Consider the following 15,803-nt stretch of genomic DNA (forward strand, 5'->3'; position numbering starts at 1 on the left):
CATTTATATAATTATAGAGATAATTATTGTGAAATCACATATATAACTTTCCCCATTTTTGTCAACTAATTATCACTAAAATGAAGATTTAGATAAAAATATTTAAACAAAAACTCGAAATATGATAGTTCAAAATCACTAAAAATAACTGATAATCATGATAAAAAATAATTATTCAGTAATTTGATTAAAAAAGTGACATGAATCAATATTTTAATTAAAAAAACTAGAATATATCGCCTTTTATTGAAAATTCAAAGTAGTATAATAACAACTATCACGAAAAATAATAACCCTTGCTTTTTTGTGAATATGATCACAGAATCCTAAATTTTTGTGATTGATGTAACATAAGCTAATTTTTTTGTGAATATAATAGCATTATAGTTATATTTTCAATCTATCTATTTTTCAAAGCAACAAAAAATAGAATCTTCCAGTAAATCTCAAAAAAAATTTAAGCAAACTCTTAATTTAAAAAGAAGATTTTCACTAAAATAAACTATCAATAATTATTCTCCCACAAGAATATAGATATAATAAAAATTAAAATGAATCTAAATAACTAACAAAAACAAGAAGAATATGGTCCACAAATGAAAGCAAAGAATTTTTTAAAAGGAAGTTACATTGGCCAGTACATAATCCATTTAACCAGTTTTAAGCCTAAAAAATTCACTTTAACTGTAATTTTAATGGTAATTATTAGCCTAACAGAAGGTATTGGGTTACTCTTACTGGTGCCCTTGCTGCAGTTAGTTGGTTTAAATGTACAGGAAGGATCTCTGGGACAAATTGCTTCATCCATATCATATTTCTTTAATCAAATCCAGGTTGAACCCAACCTGGCCATGGTCCTTGTAATATATGTGTTGATTATCAGCTTGAATTCATTCTTTGTTAAATTGCAGAGCACGAGTAGTGCAGAAATCCAGTATGAATTTGCAGCAGATATTAGGAAAAAACTTTTCTCATCCATCACCAATTCCAATTGGCTTTTTTTTACTAAAAAAAGGTCTTCTGATTTTGCCCATGCCCTGACCAATGAAGTGGAAAGAATCAGTGTAGGGGCGGGTCAATTTTTAAGTTTAACTGCTAATGTCTTTGTACTTGCAGTTTATCTTATCTTTGCCCTGGAGTTATCTGGTTTGATAACCTGGATGGTGTTTTTAGTAGGGCTGATTCTTCTTTTAATTTTAAAAAAAAGAACAAGTGCTTCTGCCTCAACTGGCCAAGATCTTACCATTAAATCTAAAGAGATGTATTCCTCCACTATGCAGCATTTGGATGGTATGAAGACCATTAAAAGTTTCAATATGGAACATCAAAATATTGATGATTTTTCAAAAACTGCTAACGATCTTGCAGATAAATATAAAACAACTATTAAAAATTACACTGATATTAAATTCTATTTTGATGTAGGGTCTGTAATTATTCTAAGTGTTATTGTATTCATTTTAATCAGTGTTATAACAATTTCAACAGCAGAACTTCTAATATTATTATTCTTATTTGTGAGAATGATACCTCGATTTTCCACTATACAGCGCAGTTACCAGTATTTTATAAATATGATTCCTGCTTTTGTTAATGTGGTGAATTTAGAAAAAGAATGTGAATATAATAAAGAAATGGATAGTAAAGATGTTGATTTAATCTTTAAAGACAGCATAACTTTTGAGAATGTTTCTTTTTCATATGATAATAATTCTTTTGCCATTAAAAATCTAAATTTAAATATACCTCACGGAAAGACAACTGCCATTGTTGGTTTATCTGGGGCGGGGAAAAGTACTATTGCGGACTTATTAATGGGGTTAATAAAACCAGACAAAGGTAATCTTATAATAGATCGCACAAATTTAACTGATAAAACCAGGCGCACATGGCGTGATCAAATAGGTTACGTAGCTCAGGATACATTTCTATTCAATGATACTATCCGTAGCAATTTACTTTTAGTCAAACCAGATGCATGTGATAAAGATTTTAAAGATGCTTTAAACTCAGCTTCAGCCGATGAGTTTGTTTATAAACTTCCTGAAGGTTTAAATACTATTTTAGGTGATCGGGGAGTTAGGTTGTCTGGAGGAGAGAGACAACGATTAACATTTGCCAGAGCATTACTAAAAAAACCATCATTATTAATATTAGATGAAGCAACCAGTAATCTCGATTCTAAACACGAGAAAAGAATATTAGATTCAATTGAAAATATACATGGTGATGTGACCATTTTAATGATAGCCCATAGGTTATCCACTATCCGTAATGCAGATTTCATTTATTTAATTAGTAACGGCAAAATAATTGAATCTGGAACTTGGCAGGAACTTATTGAAATGAAAAAAGGAAGATTTAATAGTATTTTTAATAGTCAACATATAGAGAAAAATTAAGAAACTATATTATTTCTTAATTACAATATTTAATGTATAATTTACAATTTTTTGATCAGGATCTTCAAAAGTAATATAAAAAGATGATTTACTTAATGCAGGAACTATTTTAGGATTATAAGGAGACACTGTAGTATTCCCCAGTAAAGTACCGTTTTTATCATAATATTTAGCAGTTATTTCCACATTAGAAGCATCAGATTTTGCTTTATTTCCAATATATCCCCAAATATAATAGTAAAATGTAGTATTTCTATCTGAGTGATCTCCAGTAGAATTTATTATATATAAATCACTTAATTTAGCTGGTTCTTTTTCTCCCCAAGTTTTATCAGATTTATTTTTAATAGTACAACCAGATATTGCTGGCACTACTACCATAGACAAAATAATAAACATGACTAAAAATTTTTTATCCATAAACTATCCTCTTAATTAATTAAATTAATATTTAATTAAAGAAAAAATTTTATAATAATATTATAATCCTATGGTTTATAAATAAATTGATAGTATAGATTTAACTGAGGGATATTACTGATAAAAGATAGTAAAATTAGCATTAATCTCAGTCCTGAAGATGAACTTCTACTCTGTTGTAGCAAAACAAAAGTTAATTCTCACACAAAAATCAAAATAAACTCATTAATTAAACAAGATGTGAAATGGGATTATTTAATAGCGAAAGCATTATTACATAGAGTAATGCCTCTTTTATATATTAATCTTAATTCTATTTGTCCTGAAAGCGTTCCGAATAATATTTTAAGCCAATTAAAAAATTTTTTTAATGAAAATGCCAAAAAAAACCTATTATTAACTGGAGAATTAATTACTGTTATGAACTTATTAAGGTCAAAAGATATTGACACATTTTCTTACAAGGGGCCTATTTTAGCATCCACCGCATATGGAAATATTACATTCAGAGAATTTAGTGATATTGATATTTTATTAACCAACAGATCAGATGCATTAAAGGCCAAAAATATTATTCTTTCAAGGGGATATGAACTTTATCATCCAAAAGAAACCAAATCAGAGAATAAAGATCCGTATATGAAATTACTCTCAGAATTTACATTTATAAACCCAAAAACAAGATCAACAGTTGAAATTAAGTGGAACTTTGAAGGTATGTTTTTTTCATTTCCTAAGAATCCAAATTTTTTGTTAAACGATCCAAAAATCTTTGAAATTAGTGAATTCAAGTTAAAAACATTTTCCCAAGTTAATCAAATTCTGATACTATCTATACATGTTGCAAAACATGGCTGGACTCGATTATCATGGATTTGTGATATTTCAGAATTTATTCAAAGAGAGAATATTGATTGGTATGAAACCCTTGAAAAAGCCGAAAAATTAGGGGTAAAACGAATATTAATGATTAATTTATCATTAGCAAGAGATTTTTTTGGATTAGAACTCCCAGATACCATTTCTTATGATTTGAGTTCAGATGATGCAGTAAAAACTATTTCAGATATTATTAAAAAAAGGATTTTCTATGAAAATAATAAATCATTAAATATTTTTGAAAAATCGTATATATATTTTAAAAAAAGGGAAAATGTTATGGATGGCATTAAAGATTGTTTGAATATTTTGACAAGGCCTGTTTATAGAGATTATAAAGATATTCCTTTACCTCAATTTTTATTTCCTCTTTATTTTATTCTTCACCCTATTTTATTAATAATAAGATACCACTAATACAAAATTATTCTCTAAAACCCATTATTAAGAAAATATTAACAATAAACCGTTTCCGAATATTATTTTCTGTTCATAAATCTAAAAAAAACCTCCAATTACTTAGCAAAGTATGATTATTTCAACTCAGAATATTTATATTATATAATAATTAAATTAAGTATGGGGATGTGGATTATATCTTATTTTTATAATTCCATATTCAATAATTTATTGGATGATTAAAATGAATCATAATATTAAAAAATTCAATGATAATTTCACCATAATTTCAGTGGTTATTCCAGCACTAAATGAAGAGGGTATTGTTGGAAAAACTGTTTCTTCCATTCCTATTAATAAATTAAAAGAAATGGGATTTCAAGTGGAAATAATAGTAGTAGATAACGATTCTACAGACAATACCGCTCAAGAAGCCAGGGAATCAGGGGCTAGAGTGGTTTATCAACCTAATCGAGGGTATGGGAATGCCTACCTAAAAGGACTCAAAGAAACAAAAGGAGATATAATAATCATGGGAGATGCAGATGGTACTTATCCATTAGAATATGCCCATGAATTTATTTTACCCATTTTAGAAGAAAATTACGATTTTGTGATAGGATCTCGTTTTGATGGAGAAATAGAAAGCGGTGCTATGCCGCCATTGCACAGATACCTTGGAAACCCTATGCTTTCCAAAATGTTAAATATTTTATTTAAATCAGATGTGAAAGACACTCATTGTGGTATGCGCGCTTTTAAAAAGAGTTCTATTGATAAATTGGATTTGAAATCTCCAGGGATGGAATTTGCCATTGAAATGGTGATTGAAGCATCCGAAAAAGATTTGAAAATATTCCAGACCCCTATTAATTACCGTGTTAGAGGCGGCGAAGCTAAGTTAAGTTCCATTAAAGACGGCTGGAGACATGTAAATTACATGATAAATAGAAAATTCCTAAAACGGTCTGATTATTATAGTAATTCTAGTGAATAAAATAATAATAATAAATTTACTATTTTTAAATGAAATTTAATTTTAAATGATATAAAAATTACAAAATATATGCTAATCAATTATTGTTAGTGTGTTATTATGGCAAAGTCACTTGTATCAATAGTCATCCCTATGAAAAATGAAGGAAACATATTAAAAAGATGTTTTCAATCCATGGAAAACATTGATTATCCCCATGACCTGATTGAACTGGTTATTATAAACGATGGTTCAACAGACAATACCAAAGAGCTTATTATAAATCATGACTGGAATTTTAATTTTCAGTACATTGAAACTGGAGGAGTAGGAGTTTCCAAAGCTAGAGATCTAGGTTCTAAAAAAGCTAATGGAAAATATATTCTTTTTACTGATGCGGACTGTGTAGCTTATCCAAAATGGATTTTAGAGCTTCTAAAACCATTTGAAAATGATGTAGCTGCTGTTGGAGGTCCAAATTTAACTCCAAAAAATGATAGCCCTTTTGCAAAATGTGTGGGGTCTGTGCTATCTATTTTAAGTAAACCCGGCGCTAGATACGCCTTTGAAGGAGAGGAAGTGACCGAAATACATCATAATCCCACATGTAACGTGATGTATAAAAAAGAAGTCTTGGAAGAAGTAAATGGATTCAATCATAGATTAATAACCACTGATGATGAAGAATTAGATTATAGAATTAGAAAAAAAGGTTATCGAATATTATATACTCCTTTTGCTAAAGTAGACCACTATAGAAGACCCAGCTGGAAAAAATTCATTAAAATGGCATATTACTACGGTTTAGGCCGGATGCAATCTACTAAAATGCATCCTAAAATGGGAAAATGGTTTCACTTTGCACCAATGTTATATGTTTTAATTTTAATAGGACTAGGGATATTATCATTATTTTATAATATTTGCATGTATATCTTTATCAGTTTAATAATTCTGAGTATTTTAGGAATTTTAGTAATTAGCATAATCTTTACCTACAACAAAGAATGTGGTTTTACCACATTTTTTTCCCTTATAAATATATGGTTATATGGATACGGAGTAGGTATGTTAAGAGGTGTTTTTAAATGAAAATTTATATACTCAATCCACCATATATGCCTCATTTTGGAAGAGGAATGAGATGGCAAGATACTGGAAGAGGTGGAACCCTTTATTATCCAATTTGGCTTTCATATGCTGCAGCAACACTCGATCACTATCATGAAATCAAATTAGTTGATGCTCCTGCACGAGATTGGGAAAAAAAAGATGTTTTAAAAGATATAAAACAATTTAAACCTAAATTAATTGTTATGGACAGTAGTTTTCCCAGTTTAAACAATGATATATCAGTTGCAAAATATATCAAAGAAAATTATAATGATACTGTGAAAATTGCATTAGTAGGCCCCACAGGATCCCAATTTGCTGAAAAAATACTGGAAAATGAATCAATAGATATTGTAACCCGTTTTGAATATGATTTTACATTAAAAGAACTCTCTGAAAAATTAGAAAATGGTGAAGATTTTAAAAAAATCGCAGGAATTTCTTACAAAGATAAAGGTGTAGTAATAAACAATCCAAATAGGAATCTTTCATCTTCACAGGATTTAGACACCATACCATTTGTTTCTAAAATATATGAAAAATTCCTTAATATCGATGACTATTTTTTAGGAAGTTCTCTTTCCCCAGAAGTCCAAATTTTTACAGGTCGAGGTTGTCCGTTCCAATGTACCTTTTGTTCCTGGCCTCAGACACTTATGGGTCGAAAATACAGAGTGAGAGCAGTCTCAAGTGTCTTGGATGAACTGGAATGGATTGAAAAAAATTTACCTAACGTTAAAGAGGTATTCTTTGAAGATGACACATTTACTATTGATAAAAAAAGAGTTTTAGAGTTTTGCAGAGAATATAAAAATAGAGGATTGAAAATAACTTGGGCTTGCAATGCTCGGGTTGGTTTAGACTATGAAACCATGGTTAATATGAAAAAAACAAACTGTAGGTTACTTATTGTTGGATTTGAATCTGGAAATCAGTTTATTTTAGATAATATTAAAAAAGACATAAGTGTGAAGGGTATAAAACAATTTGCACATGATTGTAAAAAAGCAGGTTTGCTTTTACATGGTGATTTTATTATTGGACTACCTGGTGAGACACGAGAAACCATTGAGAATACTAAAAAAATAATAAAAGAAACAAAGGCAGATATCCTTCAGGTTTCAGTTGCTTCTCCATTTCCAGGAACAGAATTCTATGAATGGTGTAAAAAAAATGATTACTTGCTTACAGATGATCCCAATGAATATTTAGATGACAAAGGACATCAAAAGGCAATTGTTTCTTACAATGAAATATCTAATGAAGAAATTAACCAAATTGTTAATAATATACTCCGTGAGTATTACATCTCAATTAATTATGTTCCAATAGCCCTTAAACAAGTTTTAAGGAAAAATGGGATTAGTGAACTTCGAAGATTATTATATTCTGCTAGAATGTCATGGGGCTATCTTGGAGGAAAAAAATGAATGTATGTATTCTTTGCCCAGAAATTGGTAATTCTTGCGGAAGTGCATTTATTGGAGGTCATGTAAATAATGTAGTGGAACTTTCAAAAAGAATGGCTGATGATGGACATGATATTACTATAGTTACCACACCACACCGTCATCCGGGAAATTTCTGTGATAAAAGTTTTGCTTATGATGGAATAGACATCAAAACCATACCCATATCAGCAGATTACTTATCAGCTCGATACGGTGCAGAATTTGCTTATAAATCAATCCTTAAAATAATAAAGTTAAATAAAGATAAAAATTTTGATATTATTCATGGGCACTCTGGCTATTCTATGCCAGCATTAATTACAGGATTATCTGCGAAATTTTCTAAAATACCTTCAATACATACTATTTATTGCCCTATAGAACCTTCTGGTGGCAGCTTAGTTAAAATTTTATCAAATAATACATTTTCACGATTTTTCTTTTCCAATATAAATAAGGTAATTGCGGTTACCAAAAATGTCAAAAAATCTCTTATTAAAACAGGTTTAGAATCTAAAACTATTCAAGTAATTCCAATCGGCATTAATACAGATCTTTATAAATTTGAAAACTCTGAAATATTGTCTAAAATCAGATCAGATTATAACTTTGGATCTGAAACACCATTAATTATATATATTGGAAGTTTAACCAAACAAAAAGGATTGTTAGTTTTATTAGATGCTCTAAAGATCGCTGCAAAAAAAAATCCAGACATTAAATTGTTTATGATCTTAAATAAACCTTTGGAGAGATATATTAAGCCAGATAAATTAGATGTAGATATGGATTTAATATATGACATAAAAAAGAAAATAAAGAATTATGGGTTGGAAAATAGTATCATCCCATTAGGATTATTGAATAATTTAAATGAATATTTAGCTACAAGTGATTTTTATGTTGCTCCTTTTTTAGACATGGTTGGAATAGCCGACTATCCCACTTCCATGTTAGAAGCCATGGCTGTGGGTAAACCAATCATTGCGACTGATGTTGGAGGAATCTCGGAAATAGTAAAAACAGGAATTAACGGAATACTAATAAAAAAAAATAACGTAACTGAACTTGCAGACGCAATTACGTTCCTAGTAAAACATAAAAACGAAACCCAAAAAATGGGTAGTAATGCTCAACAAATTATAGACCAAAAATTTAAACTCAAAATTACTACAGATCAAATTTTAAAACTTTATGAAAAGGTGATTAGTGATTATAATTGCAATTGAGGGCATAGATGGTAGTGGAAAAACAACACAGGCCAATATGTTAGTTAAAAAATTAAATGACGCCCATATTGATGCGGAGTATATGAAAACAATTTATATTACTCTAAATATTTTACCCTTTTTTAATAAGTATGAAACTATTTTAAGTCCTAGAAAGGATAAAGTATCTGAAATCTCAGAGAAAAGAGTTTTTAGATTATCTAAGATTTTTAAGAAATTTTTTGGTTATTTATATGCTCTTACAACATACATAATCATCAAAATCAGATATAAAAATAGAATAGCTGTATGTGATAGATATTTTTATCAATTCTTTTATGATCTTTTTGGTGAAAAATCAAAAATAATATTAAAAATATTGCCAAAACCAGACTACACTTTTTTTCTGAATGGTAACCTAGAAACTTTTTGTTCAAGAATGGATGACTCCTTTGATGTTACAGTACCAATTGCATATTACGAAAAGATACTTCGTTTTTACCAAGATCTTTCAAAAGAATACAATTTTATTCAATTAGATGCTAGTGAATCTAAAACAGAACTTAATAAAAAAATTTATAACAATTTAATAAAACTAGAGGGATTTGATGAACAAATTAGAATCACTTAAATTTCTTCTGGGAATTATAGACCCAAATTACAGTTTTTCACCAAATATAAAATTAAATGATAAATCAGACATAGAACCCGTTGTAAAAATAGCTTCCAAAAATGGTTTGTATTACATACTCATAGAAAAATTAAAAGAACATGGGCATGAAATATCTGAAAATAAGCAAAAAAAAGAAAGCGAAATGAAAAGTTTGATTGATCTTAAAAAAACTTTAGAAATTATTAAAACTTGTGCCGCTGAATTAAATATAGATTATGCTGTAATAAAAGCGTGTAGTACTGTATCTCATGTTCCAAGAGATGTAGATATTTTTGTTCGGAATAAAGACCGAATTCGTTTAATAGATTCTTTAGAGAAAAAAGGAATGATTTGTGTTCAAAAAGGGATTACTGAAACAGCACTTAAAAATAGAAATATGAAATTAGATATTTATACTGAAATTTGTTATATGGGAGTTGATTTTATTGATACTGAATTTCTGCTGCAATCAATTCAAGAAGATGAAATATTTGGTATAAAATTTCAGGGTCTTAATTATAATTCAACCATGATATTAATGTTAGTCCATAGTATCTTTGGGCATGGAAGTATATCACTTCTAGATTTTATACACTTAAATAACATCAGAAACGAAATAAATATCGAAGAATGTGAAAAATATGCTTATTCTAAAGGCTGGGGAAAAGTTTTCAAAATGGCATTGAACAAATTTGATGATATAACCAATATAATTTACAACAATAACGAAATGATTTACTTCCCTTATTTATTTGACAAAAAATTCATAATGGAGTGTGTTTCAGGAATAGATAATTTTGAAATGAGTTTTTCCGAAAAATTCTTTTTAAATGTTACTTTCATCCAAGACAGAATTATTTTCGAATTTAATGATACTCCTATTTATAATTTTGTAAAATCATCAGAAACCGCTCGAAATCTGATAAATTCACTAACAGCGTCGGTCAAAATTAAAAGAGGGGATAAAAAAAGTATTGATGATAAAGAGTGATATGATGATTGAGAATAATGATGAGAACTCAAAATTAATTTCAGTCATCCTTCCCACATATAACCGGGCAGGGATGATTAAACCATCCATAGAAAGCATAATAAACCAAACTTATCCAAAATGGGAGCTAATAATCTGTGACGATGGTTCAGTTGATAATACAGAGAGAATAGCTCAAGAATATGTTGAATCAGATTCTAGAATAATTTATAAAAAAAATTCAGTCAATCAAGGGCTACCTCGTAATAGAAATATTGGAATCGGACTTTCTAAAGGCGAACTTATTTTAAACATAGAAGATGACTTAACCCTAGATCCTAGTTGTTTAGAAACATTGATAAAAACATATAAGAAATTAAAAGAAGAAAATAAAAAAGTTGGAGCAGTAGCACCCCGAACTTTTACAAGGCGAGAAGAAACTAAAGGGTTTTTGGGGCGTGTATGGAACTATAAAGCAGATAAAGTGCGTGAAAATATGGATGTACCATATGTACTTAATAAATGGGTTGGAATTGGTTATTTAAAATGGGACCTAGAACTTGATCACATTCAGAAAATTGAAGATGCGCCATCATGGTCTTTAATTGACCGGAAAGTAATGGAAAAAGTAGGGGGCTACGAAGAAAAAGCTTATGGAGGCACATATTTCAGAGAAGAAAGCGATCTATACTTTAGAATTCGTAAATTAGGTTACAATCTATATTTCGAATCAAAAGCTATCGCACACCACGGAAGAGCAGAAACTGGAGGTTGTAATGTATCATCTTTCAGGAGATATCACTATTATGCTTTTAGAAATCATATAATATTTCTGAAACGCAACTTTGGATGGAAAGCAATTTATATGTTGCCTTCTTTCCTTTTGTATCTACTTTATAATACATTAAAGGCCATCATAATACTTAAATTGCAAAAAAAGAGAGGATAATGATAATTCAATCAATTAGTGACGTTTTTTACAACGATTTATGTATGGGTTGTGGAACATGCTCAGCCATATGTCCGGAACAATCTATTAAACTAGAACTCAATCCAAAAAAAGGAACATATGTTCCTAAAATCGATGCAAAGAAATGTAATAATTGTAATAAATGTTATTCTGTTTGTCCGGGATATTATGTGGATTTTGACAGTTTAAACCTAGAAATTTTCAAAAAAATCCCTGCAAACATTTTGATAGGAAATATTTTAGAGAATTATTTGGGTCATTCACAAAATAATTATATAAGATTTAATTCTTCATCAGGCGGAGTTGTAACCCAATTACTGATTACAGCACTGGAAAATGGGTTTATTGATGGTGCATTAGTAACCCGAATGAAAGAGACTAATCCATTAGAAGCCGAACCTTTCATTGCTAGAACCAAAAAAGAAATATTGGAATCATCTAAATCTAAATATTGCCCTGTTCCCTCAAATGAAGTACTAATTGAAATTCTAAATTCAAAGAAAAATGAAAAATTTGCAATAGTAGGAACTTCATGTCAAATACAGGGAATAAGAAAAGCCCAAAAAATAAATCCTATTCTTAAAGAAAAAATAGTCTTGTGTTTTGGTTTGTTCTGTGGAAAACGACCCACATATATTGGAACAGAATTTTTAATGAAAACTAGCAATATATCCAAAAAAGAAATATCCAAATTAAGTTACAGAGGCAAAGGTTGGCCTGGTTATTTTTCAGTTGAGATGAAAGATAACACCAAAACAGATATTCCGTATACTATAGCATTTAGTATATTATCATTATTTACTCCAAAAAGGTGCTTTTTATGCAACGATGGTAGTAGTGAATTAGCAGATATCTCATTTGCTGATGCTTGGATACCGAATTTGCTTAAAAATAATGCAGGAGAATCTATGATTATAGTAAGAAGTGAGAAAGGGCGGAATTTTATTAATAGAATTAAAAATAAAAACATTTCACTTAAAAATATAGATAATGCTGAAATAAACAGCACATCCCATGAAAAAATGCTTAACTTTAAAAAGAAAAGTATTTCTGCTCGTTTAAAAATATTGAAGTTTCTAGGAAAAGAAGTGCCCCTTTACGATAACAAACAATTACTATCCCCCAATTCTAAAGATTATGTTAATTCAATCATATCTTACATTAAATATCAAATAGCTATGAAAAAATTTTTATGGCCTTTAATGAGTTTTATCATTAGGAGAGTAATCCAATCCAAAAAAGGAATTAAATTAGGTGAAAGAATTGATTAAAATTATAATTGCAGAAGAAGTACCCAGCCAAAACAAAGGAGAAGTTGCTATATTAGAGGGTATTTATGAATCGCTTAAAAAATTAGGCGAATTTAATATTAAACTCTTTTCTTTCCATCCGGATTTTGATAAAAGAGAATATGGAAATAAAGCACAGATTATTGATGTTTTAAACTGCTTTCATATGAGTTTTATTAACAATGCAACTAGTAAATTAAATAAAATTTTTATTTTTGGATTTTTAACTTTCCAGCATTTTTTATTTTTATTTTTTTATCGTTTATTTGGGAAAAGAATAGCACTGAAAATTTTTAAGGGAAACATCTGGAAAGAATATTTGAATGTAGATTTAGTTATTGTGGGGCATGACAGCCTTATTACTGCAATTAGCTATCTTCCTTTTGTTGTTTTCTTCAAATCTCTTAAAAAATCGGTTATGATATTTGGGGGGGGTGTTGGTCGTGAAGGAAGTACTTTGTGGGTTTTCCTAGCTAGACATATTTTAAATAAATTGGACTTAATAACTTTAAGAGAACAAATAAGTTATGATTATCTAAGAAAGATAGGGATTAACAAAGTTCCTATGTTTGTAACTGCAGATCCTGGTTTTCTAATGAAATCTTTGCCTATTGATCAGTCATATGAACTTCTCAAAAAGGAAAACATATCTAAAGAGAAACCACTTATTGGTATAACTTTAAGCTGGATGACTACTTCAAAGTACTGCTTCCCAGAAATTCCTAAAAAGGAAGATAAATACAAAAAATATATTGAAATGATGGCACAGATCATCCAACAATTATCAGACGAATTAAATGTTAACATAGTCTTGATTTCTCATGTATTCGGCCCAGAGAAAGATCAAGATGACAGATGGATCATAGAAGATATATATAATCTCCTGGAAAATAAAGAACCTCTGCGAATTATTACTAATGAATATAAGGCTGCTGAGTTAAAAGGAATTATTGGAAACTTAGATCTTTTAATTGGAGAACGCCTACATTCAATAATTGCAGCAGCTAATCTTAACATTCCTTTTTTAGCAGTAACTTATCCTTCACCTAGAATGAAAGGCGTATTGGGAATGATGAATATTGAAAGTATCTTTAATGTAAAAGATTTAGACTACTATATTTATCTAAATAAAATAAAAGAAACTTGGAAAAAAAGAGAAGAAATAAGTAGTCAACTTTCTAATAATCATGAAAATATTAAAAATAGATCATTGGCCAATGCTACATTAATTAAAAAAGTAATAAGAGGTGAAGCTGATTAAAATATTAATCATTTGCCACCAAATTCCCTTCAAAAAAACAACTAATGCATTCTCTTACAGAGTTTTAAACGCTTTAAAATACTTAAAAGAAGATTGTGGTCATGAATTAAGCCTAGTATCTTTTAAATATCCTGATGATCCTGAAGATTATGCAAAAAAATATTGTAATGATGTTTTTACTTTTACCCTCCCTGAATCAAATAAAGAACGAAAAAAACAATATTTGAAGGAATATATCAAAGGAATACTTAAATGTCGAATAAACTTCAAAAATATTTATGATTATCGTTTTTCATGGCAAATGTATGATAAAATCAAGGATTTAGTATCTAAAAATCATTTCGATTTGATTTTTGTCAATGAACCTTCAATGATTAGTTATGCACTGAATTTTGATAATAAGAAAATTGCTGAATCATGCAGTCTATCAAAGGCCATGCAAGAAGCTTATCAAAATGAGAAAAAAATCTTTAAAAAAATTTATTACTTAATTGATTATAAACGTATGAAAAATCTAGAAAAATACTATGCAAATTATAATTTATGTTTAACCGTTACCGAAGAAGAAAAAGAACTATTATTAAAAGACAATCCTAATTTAACTCTTGAAATAATACCATATGGAATATCTTTAGATTTCAATTTTAATAATTTAAAAGAAAATTTTCCAACTTTAGCATTTTTAGGAAGCTTAAATTCCACACATAACCAAAAATCAGTATTATATTTATATAAAAAAATTTATCCAATCATAAAAAATAAATTTCCTGATATTAAACTATTTATCATCGGTAAAGAACCCCCTAGATCTATATTGAATATATCTAAGAATGATCCTTCAGTTGTTGTCACAGGATATGTACACGATGTGAAGGATTATTTAGTACATTCGTCCATAATTATATTGCCTATTCATGGTTACGGTATTAAAACAAGAGTATTAGAATCTATGGCTCTAGGCATACCTATTATCTGTTCTCCAGAAGCAGTTCATGGAATTGATGTTGAAAATGGAAAAAATATCATTTTAGCAAGTGACACAAAAGAATTCATAAATAATATAATTAAACTACTAAATGATGAAAAATTAAGACGCACAATTGGTTCAAATGGTAAGAAATTGATGGAAAAAAAGTATTCTTGGTTAAAAATGAATAAAAACTTAAATTATATTTTTGAAGGAGTTGCTAGTGAAAATGAAAATAGTTAACTTGTTCCAGCTTAATGAAATGCCTCTTAAACCATTCATGATAATAATCCTTTGTTTACAATTATCAATTATAGGTTTAATTTCAATGGATTTTTTAGGAATAGGCATCCCTTTACTAAGGAATCTAGTAGGTTTTTTATATCTTACTTTTGTACCTGGTTTTCTTCTTATTAGAATATTAAAAATTCATACCGATGCTGTTGAAAATCTTGTTTTGTGTGTAGGCATAAGTATAGGTTTTTTAATCATTTTAGGTTTTTTAATGAATTTTTTTTATCCTTATATTGCGATTAAACCATTTTCAACATTATCCATTCTATTTTCAACAAGTATGATTATAATTACACTGAGTATCTTTGTTTATTTAAGAGATAGGAAAAAATTTTTTCCTACAAAATATTTAGAATTAGGAAAAAATATATATTTTCCCATTTTATTTTTAATTTTGTTACCATTTATTAGTATAATGGGATCTTATTTAGTCAATTTTTACAGTAGTAATATTTTATTACTTATTTTGATTGTTTTAATAGTTACAATTGTAATTTTAGTATCATTTGATAGATTTATACCTAAAAAGTTATATCCCTTTGTAATTTTTTT

Annotated in this window: 13 protein-coding genes; 12 read left to right on the plus strand and 1 reads right to left on the minus strand. The window is 28.7% G+C overall.

Features of this window, described 5'->3' with window-relative positions:
• The first annotated feature begins 596 nt into the window (after positions 1-596).
• On the plus strand, positions 597-2,402 hold the full coding sequence (locus MXE27_RS02235) for an ABC transporter ATP-binding protein (protein ID WP_248610769.1): 1,806 nt from the start codon (positions 597-599) through the stop codon (positions 2,400-2,402).
• 9 nt (positions 2,403-2,411) lie between these two features.
• Here the strand turns inward: MXE27_RS02235 and MXE27_RS02240 are convergent, their stop codons facing one another.
• Positions 2,412-2,822: an FxLYD domain-containing protein gene (locus MXE27_RS02240; protein WP_248610770.1), complete on the minus strand. Its 411-nt coding sequence runs from the start codon at positions 2,820-2,822 to the stop codon at positions 2,412-2,414.
• 240 nt (positions 2,823-3,062) lie between these two features.
• Between MXE27_RS02240 and MXE27_RS02245 the strand changes: the two genes are divergently transcribed.
• From MXE27_RS02245 to MXE27_RS02295, 11 genes are all read left to right on the plus strand, one after another.
• Positions 3,063-4,118: a nucleotidyltransferase domain-containing protein gene (locus MXE27_RS02245; protein WP_342765978.1), complete on the plus strand. Its 1,056-nt coding sequence runs from the start codon at positions 3,063-3,065 to the stop codon at positions 4,116-4,118.
• 226 nt (positions 4,119-4,344) lie between these two features.
• Positions 4,345-5,097 carry a glycosyltransferase family 2 protein gene (locus tag MXE27_RS02250; protein WP_248610771.1) on the plus strand — a complete coding sequence of 251 codons (753 nt, stop codon included), beginning with the start codon at positions 4,345-4,347 and terminating at the stop codon, positions 5,095-5,097.
• A 99-nt stretch (positions 5,098-5,196) separates the two neighbouring features.
• Positions 5,197-6,168: a glycosyltransferase gene (locus MXE27_RS02255; protein ID WP_248610772.1), complete on the plus strand. Its 972-nt coding sequence runs from the start codon at positions 5,197-5,199 to the stop codon at positions 6,166-6,168.
• Entirely contained in the window at positions 6,165-7,619 is a 1,455-nt protein-coding gene (locus MXE27_RS02260; protein WP_248610773.1) for a B12-binding domain-containing radical SAM protein, read from the plus strand. The genes MXE27_RS02255 and MXE27_RS02260 overlap by 4 nt, the downstream gene beginning before the upstream one ends.
• Entirely contained in the window at positions 7,616-8,869 is a 1,254-nt protein-coding gene (locus MXE27_RS02265; RefSeq protein ID WP_248610774.1) for a glycosyltransferase family 4 protein, read from the plus strand. The genes MXE27_RS02260 and MXE27_RS02265 overlap by 4 nt, the downstream gene beginning before the upstream one ends.
• The gene (locus MXE27_RS02270; RefSeq protein WP_248610775.1) at positions 8,850-9,479 is read left to right on the plus strand and encodes a nucleoside/nucleotide kinase family protein; all 630 of its coding nucleotides are present in this window, start codon (positions 8,850-8,852) and stop codon (positions 9,477-9,479) included. The genes MXE27_RS02265 and MXE27_RS02270 overlap by 20 nt, the downstream gene beginning before the upstream one ends.
• Complete coding sequence (locus tag MXE27_RS02275; protein WP_248610776.1) at positions 9,457-10,491, plus strand: hypothetical protein; 1,035 nt, start codon at positions 9,457-9,459, stop codon at positions 10,489-10,491. The genes MXE27_RS02270 and MXE27_RS02275 overlap by 23 nt, the downstream gene beginning before the upstream one ends.
• Positions 10,492-10,495: 4 nt before the next feature.
• Entirely contained in the window at positions 10,496-11,419 is a 924-nt protein-coding gene (locus MXE27_RS02280; RefSeq protein WP_248610777.1) for a glycosyltransferase family 2 protein, read from the plus strand.
• The gene (locus MXE27_RS02285) at positions 11,419-12,711 is read left to right on the plus strand and encodes a Coenzyme F420 hydrogenase/dehydrogenase, beta subunit C-terminal domain (RefSeq protein ID WP_248610778.1); all 1,293 of its coding nucleotides are present in this window, start codon (positions 11,419-11,421) and stop codon (positions 12,709-12,711) included. Before MXE27_RS02280 ends, MXE27_RS02285 begins: the two co-directional genes overlap by 1 nt.
• On the plus strand, positions 12,704-13,990 hold the full coding sequence (locus MXE27_RS02290; protein ID WP_248610779.1) for a polysaccharide pyruvyl transferase family protein: 1,287 nt from the start codon (positions 12,704-12,706) through the stop codon (positions 13,988-13,990). The genes MXE27_RS02285 and MXE27_RS02290 overlap by 8 nt, the downstream gene beginning before the upstream one ends.
• Positions 13,977-15,200 carry a glycosyltransferase family 4 protein gene (locus MXE27_RS02295; protein WP_248610780.1) on the plus strand — a complete coding sequence of 408 codons (1,224 nt, stop codon included), beginning with the start codon at positions 13,977-13,979 and terminating at the stop codon, positions 15,198-15,200. The genes MXE27_RS02290 and MXE27_RS02295 overlap by 14 nt, the downstream gene beginning before the upstream one ends.
• Positions 15,201-15,803 lie beyond the last annotated feature (603 nt).

The sequence above is a fragment of the Methanobacterium alcaliphilum genome (genome assembly GCF_023227715.1).
Lineage (GTDB): Archaea > Methanobacteriota > Methanobacteria > Methanobacteriales > Methanobacteriaceae > Methanobacterium_E > Methanobacterium_E alcaliphilum.

Excerpts from the sequence above, each read along its gene's own strand:
- MXE27_RS02285 (WP_248610778.1), top strand. The coding sequence starts at position 11,419 with ATGATAATTCAATCAATTAGTGACGTTTTTTACAACGATTTATGTATG.
- MXE27_RS02250 (WP_248610771.1), top strand. The coding sequence starts at position 4,345 with ATGAATCATAATATTAAAAAATTCAATGATAATTTCACCATAATTTCA.
- MXE27_RS02240 (WP_248610770.1), bottom strand. The coding sequence starts at position 2,822 with ATGGATAAAAAATTTTTAGTCATGTTTATTATTTTGTCTATGGTAGTA.
- MXE27_RS02275 (WP_248610776.1), top strand. The coding sequence starts at position 9,457 with ATGAACAAATTAGAATCACTTAAATTTCTTCTGGGAATTATAGACCCA.
- MXE27_RS02255 (WP_248610772.1), top strand. The coding sequence starts at position 5,197 with ATGGCAAAGTCACTTGTATCAATAGTCATCCCTATGAAAAATGAAGGA.
- MXE27_RS02260 (WP_248610773.1), top strand. The coding sequence starts at position 6,165 with ATGAAAATTTATATACTCAATCCACCATATATGCCTCATTTTGGAAGA.
- MXE27_RS02280 (WP_248610777.1), top strand. The coding sequence starts at position 10,496 with ATGATTGAGAATAATGATGAGAACTCAAAATTAATTTCAGTCATCCTT.
- MXE27_RS02265 (WP_248610774.1), top strand. The coding sequence starts at position 7,616 with ATGAATGTATGTATTCTTTGCCCAGAAATTGGTAATTCTTGCGGAAGT.
- MXE27_RS02235 (WP_248610769.1), top strand. The coding sequence starts at position 597 with ATGAAAGCAAAGAATTTTTTAAAAGGAAGTTACATTGGCCAGTACATA.